This window comes from Cobetia sp. PDI-12MA, from assembly GCF_059507695.1.
Window position 1 is genome coordinate 813153 of sequence record NZ_CM183351.1, and the last position, 15774, is coordinate 828926.

17 protein-coding genes are annotated in these 15774 nt (G+C 63.0%); 4 read left to right on the forward strand and 13 right to left on the reverse strand.

Annotated features, from left to right (window positions below; translation table 11 throughout):
* Positions 1-36 precede the first annotated feature (36 nt).
* Positions 37-540 (reverse strand): ribosome biogenesis factor YjgA, encoded by a 504-nt coding sequence (gene yjgA, locus AC5WNI_RS03470; protein ID WP_285460096.1) that lies wholly within the window; start codon positions 538-540, stop codon positions 37-39.
* A 76-nt stretch (positions 541-616) separates the two neighbouring features.
* On the opposite strand from yjgA, the gene pmbA reads away from it, so the two are divergent.
* Positions 617-1987, forward strand: a complete 1371-nt coding sequence (gene pmbA / locus AC5WNI_RS03475) for a metalloprotease PmbA (protein ID WP_175088347.1) — start codon at positions 617-619, stop codon at positions 1985-1987.
* Positions 1988-2088: 101 nt separating this feature from the next.
* Here pmbA and mgtE read toward each other — a convergent pair whose 3' ends face one another.
* The 12 genes from mgtE to AC5WNI_RS03535 form a co-directional block, all read right to left on the reverse strand.
* Positions 2089-3444 (reverse strand): magnesium transporter, encoded by a 1356-nt coding sequence (gene mgtE / locus AC5WNI_RS03480; protein ID WP_175088346.1) that lies wholly within the window; start codon positions 3442-3444, stop codon positions 2089-2091.
* A gap of 414 nt (positions 3445-3858) precedes the next feature.
* Entirely contained in the window at positions 3859-4128 is a 270-nt protein-coding gene (locus AC5WNI_RS03485) for an HPr family phosphocarrier protein (protein ID WP_175088345.1), read from the reverse strand.
* On the reverse strand, positions 4115-5038 hold the full coding sequence (gene rapZ, locus AC5WNI_RS03490) for an RNase adapter RapZ (RefSeq protein ID WP_175088344.1): 924 nt from the start codon (positions 5036-5038) through the stop codon (positions 4115-4117). The genes AC5WNI_RS03485 and rapZ overlap by 14 nt, the downstream gene beginning before the upstream one ends.
* A 137-nt stretch (positions 5039-5175) precedes the next feature.
* On the reverse strand, positions 5176-5646 hold the full coding sequence (locus AC5WNI_RS03495) for a PTS sugar transporter subunit IIA (protein ID WP_043332557.1): 471 nt from the start codon (positions 5644-5646) through the stop codon (positions 5176-5178).
* A 9-nt stretch (positions 5647-5655) separates the two neighbouring features.
* Complete coding sequence (gene hpf, locus AC5WNI_RS03500; protein WP_175088343.1) at positions 5656-5964, reverse strand: ribosome hibernation-promoting factor, HPF/YfiA family; 309 nt, start codon at positions 5962-5964, stop codon at positions 5656-5658.
* A 651-nt stretch (positions 5965-6615) separates the two neighbouring features.
* Positions 6616-8064: an RNA polymerase factor sigma-54 gene (locus tag AC5WNI_RS03505; protein WP_487885997.1), complete on the reverse strand. Its 1449-nt coding sequence runs from the start codon at positions 8062-8064 to the stop codon at positions 6616-6618.
* Positions 8065-8297: 233 nt separating this feature from the next.
* Positions 8298-9038 carry an LPS export ABC transporter ATP-binding protein gene (gene lptB, locus AC5WNI_RS03510; protein ID WP_487885998.1) on the reverse strand — a complete coding sequence of 247 codons (741 nt, stop codon included), beginning with the start codon at positions 9036-9038 and terminating at the stop codon, positions 8298-8300.
* A gap of 3 nt (positions 9039-9041) precedes the next feature.
* Positions 9042-9620, reverse strand: coding sequence for a lipopolysaccharide transport periplasmic protein LptA (lptA, locus tag AC5WNI_RS03515; RefSeq protein WP_225347607.1), 579 nt, complete (start codon positions 9618-9620; stop codon positions 9042-9044).
* A gap of 108 nt (positions 9621-9728) precedes the next feature.
* Positions 9729-10412, reverse strand: coding sequence for an LPS export ABC transporter periplasmic protein LptC (gene lptC / locus AC5WNI_RS03520; protein WP_175088341.1), 684 nt, complete (start codon positions 10410-10412; stop codon positions 9729-9731).
* Complete coding sequence (locus AC5WNI_RS03525) at positions 10412-10981, reverse strand: KdsC family phosphatase (RefSeq protein WP_487885999.1); 570 nt, start codon at positions 10979-10981, stop codon at positions 10412-10414. Before AC5WNI_RS03525 ends, lptC begins: the two co-directional genes overlap by 1 nt.
* Positions 10982-11109: 128 nt before the next feature.
* The gene (locus AC5WNI_RS03530; protein ID WP_285460098.1) at positions 11110-12165 is read right to left on the reverse strand and encodes a KpsF/GutQ family sugar-phosphate isomerase; all 1056 of its coding nucleotides are present in this window, start codon (positions 12163-12165) and stop codon (positions 11110-11112) included.
* 98 nt (positions 12166-12263) lie between these two features.
* Positions 12264-13208 (reverse strand): calcium/sodium antiporter, encoded by a 945-nt coding sequence (locus AC5WNI_RS03535; RefSeq protein ID WP_175088339.1) that lies wholly within the window; start codon positions 13206-13208, stop codon positions 12264-12266.
* Positions 13209-13511: 303 nt separating this feature from the next.
* Between AC5WNI_RS03535 and AC5WNI_RS03540 the strand changes: the two genes are divergently transcribed.
* From AC5WNI_RS03540 to mlaD, 3 genes are read left to right on the forward strand one after another with little or no spacing between them, the layout of a single operon-like run.
* Positions 13512-14432: an ABC transporter ATP-binding protein gene (locus AC5WNI_RS03540; RefSeq protein ID WP_175088338.1), complete on the forward strand. Its 921-nt coding sequence runs from the start codon at positions 13512-13514 to the stop codon at positions 14430-14432.
* Positions 14429-15229: a lipid asymmetry maintenance ABC transporter permease subunit MlaE gene (gene mlaE, locus AC5WNI_RS03545; protein WP_175088337.1), complete on the forward strand. Its 801-nt coding sequence runs from the start codon at positions 14429-14431 to the stop codon at positions 15227-15229. Before AC5WNI_RS03540 ends, mlaE begins: the two co-directional genes overlap by 4 nt.
* Complete coding sequence (gene mlaD, locus AC5WNI_RS03550; RefSeq protein ID WP_043332545.1) at positions 15229-15693, forward strand: outer membrane lipid asymmetry maintenance protein MlaD; 465 nt, start codon at positions 15229-15231, stop codon at positions 15691-15693. Before mlaE ends, mlaD begins: the two co-directional genes overlap by 1 nt.
* Positions 15694-15774 lie beyond the last annotated feature (81 nt).

Consider the following 15774-nt stretch of genomic DNA (forward strand, 5'->3'; position numbering starts at 1 on the left):
GCCGCAGCGGCGTCGATGAAGCGGGAAATGCCAGAATCAGAGATCGAGTTCGGCACGCAGCAGCTTGAAGAGCTTCTTGGCGCTGTTGGGCTGCTTGCCGGCATCACGTTCGGCACGTGAGTTGCGGATCAGCTGACGCAGTGCCTGGCGGTCCACCTCGGGGTAGTCCTCGACGAAGATCACGAAGGCTTCGTCATCCTCGATCAGGCGGTCACGCCAGCGCTCCAGGCGCTGGAAGGAGGCATCACGACGGATGCTCTGCTGTTCCATGCTCTGGAAGACGGCGTTGATAGCCTCGAGGTCTTCCTTGCGCATCAGCTTGCCGACGTACTGCATGTGACGACGCAGGCCCTCGTGACTGCGAATGCGGCCGCATTCATCGATGGCGGCCAGCATGTCATCGGAGAGCGGGAACTTGGCGCGCTGCCCGGCCGGCATGTCGATGATCTTCTTGCCCAGCGCTTGAAGTTCGATCATTTCACGCTTCATCTGGGATTTGCTGGGACGCTCGACGAGCTCCTCAGGTCTTTCTTTACGCATGCCAATTCCAACGAGTCGGGGAAATTTGCGGCAGTATAGCATTGCCAGCGCCCCGTCTCCTCAGAAGGAGAACAACATGAGCCAGGCCTTTGATGCCGTTGCTCAGCAACAACTGCTCGAGCGTCGCGTCAGCGAAGCTCTCGAGCTTGCCCGCAGCTTGGGTGCCGACGCCTGTGAGGTCGGTGCCAGCGTCGATCAGGGCGTCAGCATCTCGGTGCGTGACGGCGAAGTCGAGACGGTCGAACTGTCGCGTGACCAGGGCATCGGCGTGACCGTCTATCTCGGCAACCGCAAGGGCAGTGCGACATCTTCCGATGCCGGCAGCGATTCGATTCGTGCCGCGGTCGAGAAGGCGGTCTCCATCGCGCACTATACCGGCGAAGACAGCTTTGCCGGTCTGGCGCCGGCCGAGCTGATGGCCACCGACTTCCCTGATCTCAAGGCGCATCATCCCTGGGCGATCAGCGTCGATGAAGCGACCGACCTGGCACTGGCCTGTGAGCGTGCCGGGCTGGAAGTGGAAGGCATCGCGCAGTCCGAAGGCGCCAGCTTCTCCAGTGGCGAAGGCGTGCAGGTCTATGGCAACAGCCACGGGTTCCTGGCCAGCCAGTGCGGCAGTCGTCACTCGATGTCATGCATGCTGATCGCCAAGGATGCACAGGGCATGCAGCGTGACTATGACTACACCAGCGTGCGCAATCCGGCAGACCTGCGTTCCCCCGAGTCGGTGGGGCGTGAAGCCGCTCGCCGCACGCTTGCGCGTCTGAATGCGCGCAAGGTGGCGACGGGTCGCATGCCGGTGATGTTCGACCCGCAGATGTCGGCTGGATTGATCGGTCACTACCTGTCTGCCATCGCCGGCGGCTCGCTGTATCGTGAGTCCAGCTTCCTGTGCGATAGCCTGGGTCAGCCGCTGTTCCCCGACTGGTTCACGCTGGGCGAGAAGCCGCGGGAAGTCGGTGGCATGTCCAGCGCCGCCTTCGACAATGATGGCGTCGCGACGCGTGACAATGTCTACTTTGCCGACGGCAAGGTGCAGAGCTACATGCTGAGCGCCTACAGTGCCCGTCGCCTGAACATGCAGACCACCGGCAACGCCGGCGGCGCGCGCAACGTGCGCATCACCGCGCCGCTGACCTCGCTCGATGAGATGCTCAAGCAGATGGGTACCGGCGTGCTGGTGACCGAGTTGATGGGCCAGGGCGTCAACGGCGTCACGGGTGACTATTCACGCGGTGCCTCCGGTTTCTGGGTCGAGAACGGGGAGATCCAGCATGCGGTCGAGGAATTCACCATTGCCGGCAATCTGCGCGACATGGCGGCCAATCTGCTGGCGGTAGGCGATGATGTCGATACGCGTGGCAGCATCCACAGCGGTAGCTGGCTGATCGATGGCATGACCGTCGCGGGCATGTCCGAAGGCGAAGACGGTGAGCTGGAAGGCTGATCACTGACGCTTCTGTCTCGTGTGACAGGCGAAAAACAACACGGCCGCTCCCGAGGGGGCGGCCGTGTTGTTTCTGGTGTAGTCACTAACCGCGTCGGGCGTTACAGATAGAGCCAGGTCGCCAGCCCCAGGAAGGCCATGAAGCCGATCACGTCGGTCACGGTGGTCAATATCACGCTGCCGGAAAGAGCAGGGTCGATATTGAGCTTCTTGAGCAGTACCGGCAACAGTGTGCCCGTCACGGCGGCGATCAACAGGTTGATCATGATCGCGGCGCCGATGATCGCCCCCAGCTGGACATCCCCGAACCATACGATGGCGATGCCTGCCACCACCACGGCCCATAACAGGCCGTTGAGTCCCGCGACGATGACTTCGCGCTTGAGTAGCCAGCTGACATTGCCACTCTTGACGTGCCCCAGCGCGATACCACGGATCAGGACGGTGAGTGCCTGAGAGCCCGCGATGCCGCCCATGCTGGCGACAATGGGCATCAGCACGGCCAGCGCGGTGATCTTCTCGATAGTGCCTTCGAACATGCCGATCACGGCGGAGGCCATGAAGGCGGTCAGCAGGTTGATACCGAGCCAGACGGCGCGGCGCCACGAGGTCCGTATCACGGGAGAGAAGGTGTCTTCGTCCTCATCCATCCCCGCCATCGACATCACCTGGTGCTCGGCGTCGCCACGGATGACGTCGACCACGTCATCGATGGTGATGCGACCCAGCAGGTTGCCATCGCCGCCGACCACGGGCGCCGAGATCAGGTCGTGCTTCTCGAACAGCGAAGCGACTTCGTTCTCCGGCATCAGGGCCGGGATCACCACGCTGTCGGTGTCCATCACTTCGCGCACCGTGACGCCGGGGTCCGAGACCAGCAGGCGGTTGATGGGCAGCGCACCGATGAATTCATCGCGTCGTGAGACGACCAGCAGGGTATCGGTGGAGTCGGGCAGGCGCTCGTGGCGGCGAATGTAGCGCAGCACCACGTCCAGGGTGATGTCCGGACGAATGGTGATGGTGTCCGTGTTCATCAGGCCGCCGGCGGTATCCTCCGGGAAGGACAGTACCGTTTCGACGCGCAGGCGCTCCTGCGCCTCCATGGAGTCGAGGACTTCGAGAATCACCGTATTCGGCAGGCGCTGCAGGATGTCGGCGACATCATCCGGCTCCAGGTTCTCGGTGGCGGCGAGAACGTCGACGGCGTCCATATCCTTGAGGAAGTCGGTCTGGATGTCTTCGCCAAGGTATTGGAGGACATCGCCCTGCAGCTCGGCATCGACCAGCTCCCAGAGCAGATTACGCTCCTTGGGGGGCGAGGATTCCAGCAGGTGGGCCACGTCCACCGGCGCGAGGCCGCGATTGAGCATGCGTCTTGCCTGTTCCAGCTCGCCGCTTTCCAGCGCCTGTGACAGGCGATCAAGTCTTGGCTTGAGTTTACGAGACGTCTTGCTCATCTGTCGGCTTCCCCTGTCGACATGAAGGACAGTGCTGATTCTACCATTGGCGTAGGGGGGCGCGTCGACAAAAGAAAACAGTGTTTCTTATCAAAAGAACAATCTACGTTCCGTCACTGGCGCAAAAGCAGCGTTGCATGGCTGCCAAGGCAAGGATAGGTGCAGGGCCAGGGATAAGGGTAGGCGTGAGGGCAGGTGCAAGAACAGGCGCGAGACGCCCTGCGTAAACAGTGATGGAGCTGCCCAGGGGCGCTGCGCGAGGGGGCTGACCGAAAAGGGAGCGGGCCGAAAGGAAGGCTGTGCGCAAAGGGCGAAAGGGGCAGGGAGGCAAGCGCCAGAAGAACGTGTCGCAATGCACATCCCTGATGTACAGCGCTAATGCATGGCGCAAATGTACAGCGCTGTCAGTGGCGGTTATTCGTCTTCCTCGAAACGCGCCTCGAACAGCGCCTCGATGGCCAGCATCGCCTCATCGGCCTGTTCGCCCTCGACATCGATCAACAGCGTGGTGCCGCAGGGTGCGGCAAGCATCAGCAACGCCATGACATTGGCTGCATTGGCGCGTCGCTCGCCATGGCTGACCATCACCGTTGCGCAATAGGGCGCACAGCAATTGACCAGCTTGGTGGCTGCGCGGGCGTGCAGCCCGCGGCGGTTGGTCAGCGTCAGCTCACGAGAGGGCATCGCGATGCTCCTGCTGATCACTTGTCTCACCTGGGTTGCTCAGCGCGGTATGAATGCCCAGCTCGCGGTGACGCAGGCGCACCTCAGGCAGGCGCTCGGCAAAGTAGCTCGCCAGCTGCTCGCACAGGTAGACGCTGCGATGCTGGCCGCCGGTACAGCCCACGGACACCGTCAGGTAGCTGCGGTTGCTGTCCTGATAGGCGGGCAGCCAGCGTTCCAGCCAGCCGGCGATATCGTCATGCATCGCCTGGACGGTGGGGTAGCGCTGCAGGAATTCGGCCACGCTGTCATCGCGACCGGTATCGCCGCGCAGATTGATGTCCCAGTACGGGTTGGGCAGGCAGCGGGCATCGAACACCATGTCGGCGTCGGTCGGCACGCCATGCTTGAAGCCGAAGGATTCAAAGGTCAGCGTCAGGTGGCGAGAGCTGTGCTGGGCGACCTGCTCGGTGATCCGCGAGCGCAGGTCGTGCACGCTCAGGTTGGTCGAGTCGATGACCAGATCGGCCTTCTGGCGAATCGGGGCGAGCGTCTTCTGCTCGATCTCGATGGCCTCGGCCAGGGTGTGGTCGTTGTCGCGCGTCAGAGGGTGACGACGCCGGGTCGCCGAGTAGCGTTCCAGCAGCACTCGCGAATCGGTGGTCAGGTAGACGACCTGCACGTCCATGCCACTCTGGCGGACGTTGTCGAGCAATTCGGGGAAGCGGGTCAAGGCTTCCGGCAGGTTGCGGGCATCGATGGAGACCGCGATACGTCGGCGTGCCGGGCTGTCCTGTTCGAGCTGATCGACCAGTGGCGCCAGCAGCATGCCGGGCAGATTGTCGATGGCATAGTAGCCAATGTCTTCCAGCGCCTGGAGAGCGATGGATTTCCCGGAGCCGGAGCGGCCGCTGATGATCACGATCTTCATGAAGTGCTCTCCAAGGGCGAGGTCAACGTCGAAAGAATGCAGGGGTGGGGCAGAAGGTTGCCCGCTATCAGTGCGCTGTACGTCGGCCGATGGGAGGCCAGCAAGACGAAAGCCCGGACGATGTCCGGGCCTGTGATTCAGCGCGCCGGTAATTCGGCGATGGCTTGGGTCAATGCCTCAAAGAGTGCACGCTGGCTGTCTGCCTGGCGCAGGGCCGAGCGATTGGTCGGGGAATTGAGCAATTCCGCGACCTGCCCGAGCAGCGTCAGATGGGTCTCGTCCGCTTCCTCAGGCACCAGCAGCACGAACAGCAGATCGATGGGTTCTCCGTCGATGGCATCGAAGTCGATGGGTTCACCGAGCTTCAGAAACGCAGCGATTGGTGTCTTGCAATGCGGGCTGCGTGCATGGGGCACGGCCACACCGTGGCCGATGCCGGTCGACCCCAGTCTCTCGCGCCCGATCAGGCGCGAGAAGACTTCCTGGCTATCCAGGCTGGGAATGTTCTGTGCGATGAAGGTGCTGAAGAATTCAAGCACCCGCTTCTTGCTCCCCCCGGGGACACCGTAAAGGGTGCGCTCGGGGGGAAGGATCTGATCAAGTGTCATGGCTGAAGGTCAACGGGTCCCGGTGCCCTGAGCACGAGCCTGGGACTTTTCCTTGTGTTTGACCAGCTGGCGATCCAGCTTGTCGGCGAGCGCGTCGATGGCAGCGTACATGTTGGGGTCTTCTGCCAGGGCGTGGAGGTCAGCGCCTGCTGCGTGCAAGGTGCAGGCAGCCTGCTGGCGCTCCTTCTCGATCGACAGTGTCACCTGAACATTGGTGATGTTGTCGTAATGCCGTTCGAGGCGAGCGAGCTTCTCGTTGACGTAATCGCGGAGAGGATCGGTAAGTTCCACATGATGCCCGGTGATATTCACTTGCATGGACACGCTCCTTTATCCAGCGGGTTGCCATTCAATTGTAACCCTTTTTGACTACGAGCAAACCCTGATCGGACGCTCTGCAACAGGCTTGACGACCACCGTCTGGCGATGTTTTCGCGCCCTTGCCAGCGGCGTCAGATGTCGTGAGCGTCTGTACCGACAATGCCCAAGCTTTGCGCAAAGATCAACGCTGCGCTGCATCGTGGCTCAGTGCTTGTCTTCAACTCAGTGAGGGGTAACGGAATGGACTTCAAGGTCACGCTTGAAGGGTGGTGCATGAAAGGCGCGCAAGAAGACGGGTTTTCGTCGCCAATCCCTGCATGTACGCCGCCTTTCAGGCGCTTGGGTTGCGTGGAGCAAGCAGCGTGCCGGAAGGATCACCGAGTGACATCCCGGTGCAATACGGCTAAAAGTGACTTTAAAAACATGCGATTGACGGTAAATGATGCAGCCGGAATGATGGATTTTTGCCATCATCCTGCGCGCCATGATGGGCCATTGACGAGCGGTTGACGGAATGACAGGGCGCGCGACAGGCGCGCCGGTGTCAGTAATGTCAGAGGCTGGTGAGAGAGAAAACCAGCGTTTGAGGTTGGCGGCAACGGCCATGATAGGAGGGAGACCAGGCGCATGGCAGCCGCAGATGACACATCAGGCCAGACGCTTGCGCTCGCTGGAGGATGGGATGCCCATCGCTTCGCGATACTTGGCCACGGTACGGCGTGCGACCTCGATGCCATCGCTGGCGAGCAGGTCGACCAGGCGTGAGTCGGAGAGAGGCTTGCGAGCCGGCTCTTCCGCAATCAGCTTGCGGATGCGGGCACGAATGGCGGTGCTTGAGTGGGCGTCGCCACTACCGCTGCCACCGACCTGGCTCGAGAAGAAGAACTTGAGCTCGAAGACGCCGCGCGGGGTGTGGATGTATTTCTGGGTCGTGACCCGCGAGATGGTCGATTCGTGCATCTCGACCACTTCGGCGATGTTGGCCAGAATCAGTGGCTTCATGCCTTCCTCGCCTTGCTCGAGGAAGTCGATCTGGCGCGCCATGATCTCGCGGCCGACCTTGAGCAGGGTGTCATTGCGTGATGACAGGCTCTTCATCAGCCAGCGCGCTTCCTGCAGGTTGTCCTTGAGGAAGGTGTTGTCGGCGGACTTGTCGGCACGCTTGATCAGTGCGGCGTATTCCGGCTGGATGCGCAGCTTGGGCAGCGCTTCCGGGTTGAGCTCGACCTGCCAGCCGTGGCGGGTATGACGCACCAGTAGATCAGGGACCACGTAATCGCTGGCGGGCTCGCCCCAGGCGGATGCCGGACGCGGATCGAGCGCGCGCACCAGGCGGATGACGTGATCCAGCTCGTCATCGTCAAGGCTCAGTCGGCGCTTGAGCAGCTTGCGATCATCGTTGCCCAGTGCCTCGAGGAATTGACGTACCAGGCGACGCGCCTGCGCCAGCAGCGGCAGATCATCCGGCAGCAGCGCCAGTTGCAGCAGCAGGCACTCGCGCAGGTCGCGGGCGAAGACGCCGGTCGGGTCGAACTGCTGCAGACGCAGCAGTACCTGCTCGAGCTCGGAGGCCTTGAGGCCGGGCAGGCCCTGGCCGCGCAGACCATCGACCAGCTCATCGAGTGACAGGCTCAGGTAACCGGCACCGTCGACGGCATCGATCAGGCTCTCCGCCATCTGGCGTTCACGGCCATCGAGGTCGGTCATCGCCAGCTGCCAGCGCAGGTGGTCCTGCAGGCTCTCGACGCTGGTATTGCGATCGAAGTCCGGCCCTTCTTCGCTCCCGCTGCCACTGCCGGAGCTGGTCAGGCTACCGGCGTGGTCCTGGTAGAGGTCCGACCAGTCACTGTCGAGAGGGTATTCCTCGGGAATCTCGCTCGAGGAGTCGGCAGTGGAGATCTCGCTCGTATCCTGTGTCTCGATGACATCCAGCGACTCGTAGTCCTCGTCGAGCTCCAACATGGGGTTGGACTCGAGGGCTTGCTGAATCTCCTGACGCAGGTCGAGCGTCGACAGCTGCAGCAGCTGGATCGCTTGCTGAAGCTGCGGCGTCATGGTCAGCGAGGTGCCGAGGCGGAGTTGCAGGGTGGGTTTCATGGAGTCAGTCAATTCACGGCAAAGGAACGTGCTTACTACGCTATACCGTGACTCGGGCCACTGACAAGTGGTTGCAGTGAATATTCAAGCAACTTGCATGCCATGTTTACACCAAGGTGGTATGGACGTCATGCATGCGCCTGATGTCAGACATGAAAAAGCCGCTACGCGATAAAATCACGCAGCGGCTTATGAAGCTTTCGCCGTGGGAGGGCTCAGCGCATCCGCTGGCCCTAGAGCGTGAACTCGTGGCCCAGGTAGACGTCGCGTACCTGCTGGTTGGCCAGGATGGAGTCCGCGTCACCGTGAGCGATGATCTGACCATCGCCGACGATATAGGCGGTGTCACAGATATCGAGTGTCTCGCGCACGTTGTGGTCGGTGATCAGCACGCCGATGCCACGGTCACGCAGTTGACGCACGATGCTCTTGATCTCGCCCACCGAGATGGGGTCGACGCCGGCGAAGGGCTCATCGAGCAGTACGAAGTCCGGCTCGGTGGCCAGTGCACGGGCAATCTCGACCCGACGACGCTCCCCGCCGGACAGGCTCATGCCGGCACTGGCACGAATATGCGTGATGCTGAATTCCTCGAGCAACTCTTCAAGACGTGCCTTGCGGCCATTGCGATCCAGATCCTTGCGGGTTTCCAGAATCGCCATGATGTTGTCGGCCACCGACAGCTTGCGGAAGATCGACGCCTCCTGCGGCAGATAACCGATGCCGGCGCGTGCGCGTTGATGCATGGCGGCAGCGGAAAGGTCCTTGTCGTCGATGGAGACGTCGCCTGCATCGGCGCGCACCAGCCCGACGATCATGTAGAACGAGGTCGTCTTGCCGGCGCCGTTGGGGCCCAGCAGGCCGACGATGTCACCCTGACGGATCTCAAGCGAGATGTCCTTGACCACCTTGCGGCCCTTGTAGGCCTTGGCCAGATGGCGAGCGCTCAGCGTACGCGGGGTAGCAGCAGTCATGACTCAGTTTTCCTTGCTGGCATTGGCGCCGCGCGGCGTCAAAGTCATGTGTACGCGACCGCCTTCGGTCTGCTGTGCCGTCTTGCTGTTGTTGGCGTTCACCTGGCGCTTGTCGAGGAAATACTCCACGTAGCCGCCTTCGAAGGTGTCATCGCCTTTCTCGAGACGCGCATTGCCGACCAGCTCCACGCGGCGCTCCAGCGCATGATAGCGGATGGTGTCGGCCCAGCCCTTGACCAGCTTCTCGTCGGGTGCGGGTTGCTGTTCCAGGTAGGCACGCTTGCCGGTGGCCTTGACCAGCGAGATCTCGCCGCTGCCGGCGCGGCTGATATCGACGCGGCTGGCATCGAGCTTCATGCTGCCCTGGCGCATCTCCACCTGGCCGGTGTAGGTGGCTGTGCCGGCCTTGTCATCGAGAGACAGGGCGTCCGCGGCGATGTTGATCGGCTGGCTGGCATCGCTGTCCAGCGCCATGGCGGCCGGGGCGAAGGTGGACATGCCCAGTGCCAGGCAGAGCGCCATGACACCGCTGTTGAGGGTCTGGCGACAGGCCGTCAAGGGCTTGCGAGTCGTGGAAGTCATGGTGGCTCCTTGGCATGACGGGGTCGCCGCCCGAGCAATGATGCCATCGAGCGGCAGGGAAGAAGGTGTTGCGGCGCGGGTCATGGCGCGACGGCCAGCCCGGCAGGTTCATTCACCGCTGGCAGGCGCTGCCTCGAAGGTGCTGTTGATGCGCCCGTCATCGGTAGTGGTGCTGTCGGTGCCCGAGTCGATGCGCTCGGCTTCCTTGCTGGCCTCGCTCTGGCCCGTGCCGGGTTGCAGGACGCTGCGCACGCGGCCCTGCAGCACGGCGGAATCCCGGGAGAGGTCGGCGCTGAAGCTGTCGCTTTCGACATGCTGGCCATTCTGGGTGATCACGACCGGCACGTCACTCCAGGCGCGATTCTGATCACGGCTGTAGTGCAGAACATCGGTATCGAGGGTCCAGCGGTCATCGGGCTGGCGCAGTCTGGCATTGCCCTCGAGAGTGAAGGTGTCGCCGCCGGCGCTCAACACGCCACTGTCCCCCGTGGCATACCAGCGGCGGTCTTCACTGTCGTTGGTGCGAATCTTCGGGGTCTGCGCCCGGGTCACGTCATCGCCTGGCGTATGCTCGATATGCGGCGAGCTCATGGACTGGATCGCCACGCCGCGCGCATCGAAGCGTGTCATGTCTGCCCCGTCGAGATAGTAATCCGGCTCACTGCTGTCGACCTCGACATTGACGGTCGATTCCAGGCTGTTGCGCTGCTCGATCAGCGCCAGCACGCCACCGACGAGCAGCAACAGCAGCATCAGCCAGAGACGCGGAGAAGGGCGGGGCAGACGTAACATCAGGGGCGCGACTCCTGCAGGTAGGTATCCAGCACCGAGGCCCAGTGGCCCTGTGCCTTGAGCAGCAGATCACAGAGCTCGCGTACGGCACCATCGCCGCCCTGGCGTGAGGTGACCCAGTTGGCCTCGCTCATCACGTAGGCCATGGCGTTGGGCACGCTGACGCCGAGACCGACACGACGAATGGCCTCGCGGTCCGGCAGGTCATCGCCACAATAGGCGACCTCTTCCAGCTCGACCCCGTACTCGCGGCACAGGTCGGTCAGCGCGACCAGCTTGTCTTCACGGCCCTGGATGACATCCTGAATGCCCAGTTCCTTGGCGCGACGCTCGACCATCGGTGAGCTGCGGCCGGTGATCAGCGCGACGCGAACGCCACTGCGCAGCACCAGCTTGAGGCCATGGCCATCCTGGACGTGGAAGGACTTGGTCTCGACACCGTTGGCATCGTAGTGCAGGCGGTTGTCGGTGAGCACGCCATCGACATCCAGCGTCAGCAGGCGCACGCGGCGTGCGCGGTCGATGATGTCCTGCGGATATTCTTCGCTCAGGGAATTCGTGTCGCTCATGGTCTTTCTCCTCGCACTCCGTGCATGCTTGACGCTGTCCTGTGAACGGCGCTGATGGGCGTTGAGCGGTAGCGTCTACTGTCGGGACGATCTGCCGTCGAACAGAGACAGCGAACGCCCGCGGGAGTTCAGATCACGCCGCTGGCCAGCAGGCCGTGCATATGGATGGCTCCGATGGGGTGCTCATCCTCGTCACAGACTACCAGAACGCTGATGCGGTTTTCTTCCATGATACGCACCGCTTCGGCAGCCAGCATGCTGGCACGCACGGTCTTGCCGCCGCGGGTCATGACATCATCGACCTTCAGCGCGCGCAGATCGCCGTGCTGGTCGAGTGTGCGGCGCAGGTCACCATCGGTATAGACGCCGACCAGGTGGTCGTCATCATCGATCACGCAGGTGAAGCCCATGCCTTGACGTGTGATCTCGAGCAGCGCATCGCGCAGCGGGCTGCCGAGTGCCACGCGCGGCAGGGCGTCGCCATGATGCATCACGTCCTGGACTCGCAGCAGCAGGCGGCGACCCAGGCTGCCGCCCGGGTGGGAAAGGGCGAATTCCTCGGCAGTGAATCCGCGGGCCTCCAGCAGTGCCACTGCCAGGGCGTCGCCCATCACCAGCGCAGCGGTGGTCGAGGCGGTGGGTGCCAGGTTCAGCGGACAGGCTTCCTGGGCAACGCTGGTGTCCAGATGCGCCTCGGCATCACGCGCCAGGGTCGAGCCGGGTTTGCCGGTCATCGAGACCAGCGGGGTGCCCATGCGCTTCAAGAGCGGCAGCAGCGCAGTGACTTCGGCGGTCTCTCCGGAGTTGGACAGCGCCAGTACCACATCGGCCGGCGTGATCATGCCCAGGTCGCCATGGCTGGCTTCACCGGGGTGGACGAAGAAGGCCGGGGTGCCGGTGCTGGCCAGGGTGGCGGCGATCTTGCTGGCGACATGGCCGGATTTGCCCATGCCGGTCACGATGACGCGGCCCTTGGTGGCGAGCATCAGCTGACAGGCGCGGTCGAAGTCGTCATCGAGATGGCTTTCAAGCGCGGCGATGGCCGCCTCTTCAATGGCGAAGGTGCGACGGGCGCTGGCGCGAAAATCCGCCTGGCTGGCCGGAGTCTCATCAGCGGCGGCGGACTGGCTGGATGCTGAGGCGCCAGGTGCGGTGGCGTGTGGAGTGCTGGAAGGCTCTGTCATGATCGAATTGTTGCCTGTGGTTGGCCAGGGCTCAGGCCGCGCGGAAAGGGCGTGTATCCCGCGCGGCGGCGTGGCAAACGATGATGAAGACGCTGCCGTCAGCGAGTCAGGCTGATGGCAAGCCAGGCCGTGTAGGCCAGATAGCCGGCGAGCAGGATAACACCCGGGCCACGGCCGATGCGCCCACGGCGCTGCCAGATGAGCAACGCGGCCAGCAGCAGCGTCAGCCCCAGCATCACCGGATAGTCACGGCTGATGGCGCTGCCATCCACCGGACCCGGCGCCAGCAGGCCCGGCACGGGCAGCACGGCAAGGATGTTGAACAGGTTGGAACCGATGACATTGCCGATGGCGATGTCGTGATGGCGCTTGAGGGCGCTGGCCACGCTGGCGGCCAGTTCCGGCAGGCTGGTGCCGATGGCGATCACGGTCAGGCCGATGATCAATTCCGGCACGCCGAGTGCCTGGGCGATGTCGGTCGCCCCCCACACCAGCGCACGCGAGCTGGCGATCAATACCGTCAGACCGACCAGTAGCCAGAAGATGGCGCGTCCGGTGCTCATCTCGGGTACGTCATCCTGGCTTTCCGTCTCGCTTGGCGAGTCGACCTTGAACAGCCACACCAGCGTGAAGACCAGCAGGGCCAGCAACAGGATGCCATCGAGACGCTCAAGCCCGCTGTTGGACAGCGCATAACCGCCCAGCGCCGTGGCCGCCAGCAGCAGCGGCAGCTCGCGGCGCACCAGCCCGAAATGCACCGGAATCGGGGCGATCAGCGCCGTGACGCCGAGCACCAGGCCGATATTGGCTATGTTGGAGCCAAGCGCATTGCCGGTCGCGATATCCGGAGTGCCATCAAGAGAGGCCATGATGGAGACGACGATCTCGGGGGCAGAGGTGCCGACCGAGACGATCGTCATCCCGATCAGCAGTTTGCTCATCCCGGCGCGCCACGCAGTGGCCGCGGCTCCTTCGATGAAGCGATCAGCACTCCAGACAAGGCCAATCAGGCCGATGACGACTGCGAGGATGGGATATAGCATCAGAACTCTCGGGGCAGGGGGCAGGGCGGTGGCGTATCGCCGGGAACCGCGCCATTAAACGCATCCCCCCAATCCTTTGCAAGGCAGTGGCCGTGTTCCCATTGTTGAGCGCATTGCTGACCGTGTCGCTCCCCGCGGCACGGCTCTGTTGCCTTGATGAGACTGGCGGCGCAGGGGTGGGTTCGGATACGATGTTCGCTAACTAACTTGATCCTTGGATCCCATGACTCGGACATTCGTCCTGTTCACGAGCCGACTGCGTGTGGCTTGTCACGGCGAAGGTCCCTCACAGCGGATGCTTCTATGACTGATTTGCCCGGTCAGACCGCAACCCGGACGGGTGCGGACGGCCAGGATGCGCAGGCTTCTTCACGCGGCGCGGCAGGCGAGATCAATCTCGATGACGCCCTGATTCGTGTCGAAGGCCTGCGGTTCACCCGTGGAGAACGCGAGATATTCTCCGGCATCGACCTCAAGATCCCGCGCGGCAAGATAACCGCCATCATGGGGCCTTCCGGTACCGGCAAGACGACACTGCTCAAGTTGATCGGCGGCCAGTTGACGCCCTCGGCGGGGCGCGTCGAGATCGCCGGGTTGCACGTGCATGGCCTGTCGCGGCGCGAGCTGTTTCGCATGCGCCGTCGCATGGGCATGCTGTTTCAGAGCGGTGCCCTGTTCTCCGACCTGAGCGTGTTCGAGAACGTCGCCTTCCCGTTGCGCGTCCACACCGACCTCCCCGATGCGATGATTCGTGACATCGTGCTGATCAAGCTCGAATCCGTCGGGCTGCGCGGCGCGCGTGAACTGATGCCGGCCGAACTCTCCGGCGGCATGACACGGCGTGTCGCGCTGGCGCGAGCCATCGCGCTGGACCCGGACCTCATCATGTACGACGAGCCGTTCGCCGGGCAGGACCCCATCTCGATGGGCGTGCTGGTCAATCTGATCCGGCGCCTCAACGATGCGCTGAGCATGACGGCGCTGGTGGTCTCGCACGACATCAAGGAAACGCTGACCATCGCCGATTACGTCTATGTGATCGCCGATGGCAAGGTGATGGCGCAGGGTACCCCCGAGGCGCTGAACGCCGAATCGGACCCGCGCGTGGCCCAGTTCATCCACGGTAAGCCGGATGGCCCGGTGCCCTTCCATTACCCCGCCCCGGACTTCGCCGGCGACATTCTCGATGGTCGCGAAGCGGCAACCCGCAGGAGAGAGTCATGAGTGGTCTGAATCGTGGCCCGCTCGGGGCCATCACGTCACTGGGCCGCAGCAGCATCGACGTGATCGCGGCCATCGGGCGTGCCGGCATGCTGCTGGTGCAGGCCGGTATCGGCATCCCGTCCCGTGAGGGCATCGGCCTGTGGATGCGGCAGATGCACTTCGTCGGTGTGCTGTCGCTGGCCATCGTGCTGGTCTCGGGGCTGTTCATCGGCATGGTGCTGGCGCTGCAGGGCTACACCATTCTGGTCGGTTTCGGTGCCGAGGAGGCGCTGGGGCAGATGGTGTCGCTGTCACTGCTGCGTGAGCTGGCACCTGTGGTCGCGGCCTTGCTGTTCGCCGGGCGTGCGGGGTCGGCGCTGACGGCGGAGATCGGCCTTATGAAGGCCACCGAGCAGTTGACCAGCATGGAGATGATCGGCGTCGATCCGCTCAAGCGCATCGTCGCGCCGCGCCTGTGGGCCGGGTTCGTCTCGCTGCCGCTGCTGACCATCGGCTTCAGTGTCGTGGGGATCTGGGGCGGCAAGCTGGTGGGGGTCGACTGGCTGGGCATCTACGAGGGCGCCTACTGGAGCAGCATGCAGTCGAACGTCGATTTCATCGGTGATGTCATGAATGGCGTCATCAAGTCACTGGTCTTCGGGCTGGTGGTCAGCTGGATCGCCGTCTTCCAGGGCTATGACCTGATCCCTACCTCGGAAGGCATTTCGCGCGCCACCACACGTACCGTGGTTTATTCATCTTTGGCGGTGCTGGGACTCGACTTTGTCCTCACGGCCGTCATGTTCGGAGAGATTTGATGAAACGTACCCGCATGCTCGAGTTCGGCGTGGGCCTGTTCATACTCGCTGGTTTCCTGGGAATGGTCTTCCTGGGGCTGCGTGTCAGCGGCGTCACGTTCCAGCAGGCCGATGACACCTTCGTGCTCAATGCCAACTTCTCAGGGATCGGAAGCCTCAAGGCGCGGTCAAAGGTCACGATGGCAGGTGTTGCCGTCGGCAGCGTCGAGAAGATCGAGCTGGACCCGAAGTGGTTTGACGCCCGTGTCACAATGAAGCTGGACAGCAGCCTGCGTGGCAAGCTGAGCAAGGACACCACCGCCGCCATCCTGACGTCCGGCCTGCTGGGCGAGCAGTACATCGGCCTGAGTACCGGGGGAGACCCGGACGTGCTGGAGGACGGCGACACCATTCGCGATACCCAGTCTGCACTGGTGCTGGAGGAGTTGATCCAGCAGTTCGTGTCCAATTTTTCGAAGAGCTGATTCTGGAAGCGCTGTTCATCGAAGCCCGGGCACCCGGCGCATGCGTGTAATACGCCGAAAGACCTGATTCGGTGCTTGCAG

Excerpts from the sequence above, each read along its gene's own strand:
- yjgA (WP_285460096.1), bottom strand. The coding sequence starts at position 540 with ATGCGTAAAGAAAGACCTGAGGAGCTCGTCGAGCGTCCCAGCAAATCC.
- pmbA (WP_175088347.1), top strand. The coding sequence starts at position 617 with ATGAGCCAGGCCTTTGATGCCGTTGCTCAGCAACAACTGCTCGAGCGT.
- mgtE (WP_175088346.1), bottom strand. The coding sequence starts at position 3,444 with ATGAGCAAGACGTCTCGTAAACTCAAGCCAAGACTTGATCGCCTGTCA.
- AC5WNI_RS03485 (WP_175088345.1), bottom strand. The coding sequence starts at position 4,128 with ATGCCCTCTCGTGAGCTGACGCTGACCAACCGCCGCGGGCTGCACGCC.
- rapZ (WP_175088344.1), bottom strand. The coding sequence starts at position 5,038 with ATGAAGATCGTGATCATCAGCGGCCGCTCCGGCTCCGGGAAATCCATC.
- AC5WNI_RS03495 (WP_043332557.1), bottom strand. The coding sequence starts at position 5,646 with ATGACACTTGATCAGATCCTTCCCCCCGAGCGCACCCTTTACGGTGTC.
- hpf (WP_175088343.1), bottom strand. The coding sequence starts at position 5,964 with ATGCAAGTGAATATCACCGGGCATCATGTGGAACTTACCGATCCTCTC.
- AC5WNI_RS03505 (WP_487885997.1), bottom strand. The coding sequence starts at position 8,064 with ATGAAACCCACCCTGCAACTCCGCCTCGGCACCTCGCTGACCATGACG.
- lptB (WP_487885998.1), bottom strand. The coding sequence starts at position 9,038 with ATGACTGCTGCTACCCCGCGTACGCTGAGCGCTCGCCATCTGGCCAAG.
- lptA (WP_225347607.1), bottom strand. The coding sequence starts at position 9,620 with ATGACTTCCACGACTCGCAAGCCCTTGACGGCCTGTCGCCAGACCCTC.
- lptC (WP_175088341.1), bottom strand. The coding sequence starts at position 10,412 with ATGTTACGTCTGCCCCGCCCTTCTCCGCGTCTCTGGCTGATGCTGCTG.
- AC5WNI_RS03525 (WP_487885999.1), bottom strand. The coding sequence starts at position 10,981 with ATGAGCGACACGAATTCCCTGAGCGAAGAATATCCGCAGGACATCATC.
- AC5WNI_RS03530 (WP_285460098.1), bottom strand. The coding sequence starts at position 12,165 with ATGACAGAGCCTTCCAGCACTCCACACGCCACCGCACCTGGCGCCTCA.
- AC5WNI_RS03535 (WP_175088339.1), bottom strand. The coding sequence starts at position 13,208 with ATGCTATATCCCATCCTCGCAGTCGTCATCGGCCTGATTGGCCTTGTC.
- AC5WNI_RS03540 (WP_175088338.1), top strand. The coding sequence starts at position 13,512 with ATGACTGATTTGCCCGGTCAGACCGCAACCCGGACGGGTGCGGACGGC.
- mlaE (WP_175088337.1), top strand. The coding sequence starts at position 14,429 with ATGAGTGGTCTGAATCGTGGCCCGCTCGGGGCCATCACGTCACTGGGC.
- mlaD (WP_043332545.1), top strand. The coding sequence starts at position 15,229 with ATGAAACGTACCCGCATGCTCGAGTTCGGCGTGGGCCTGTTCATACTC.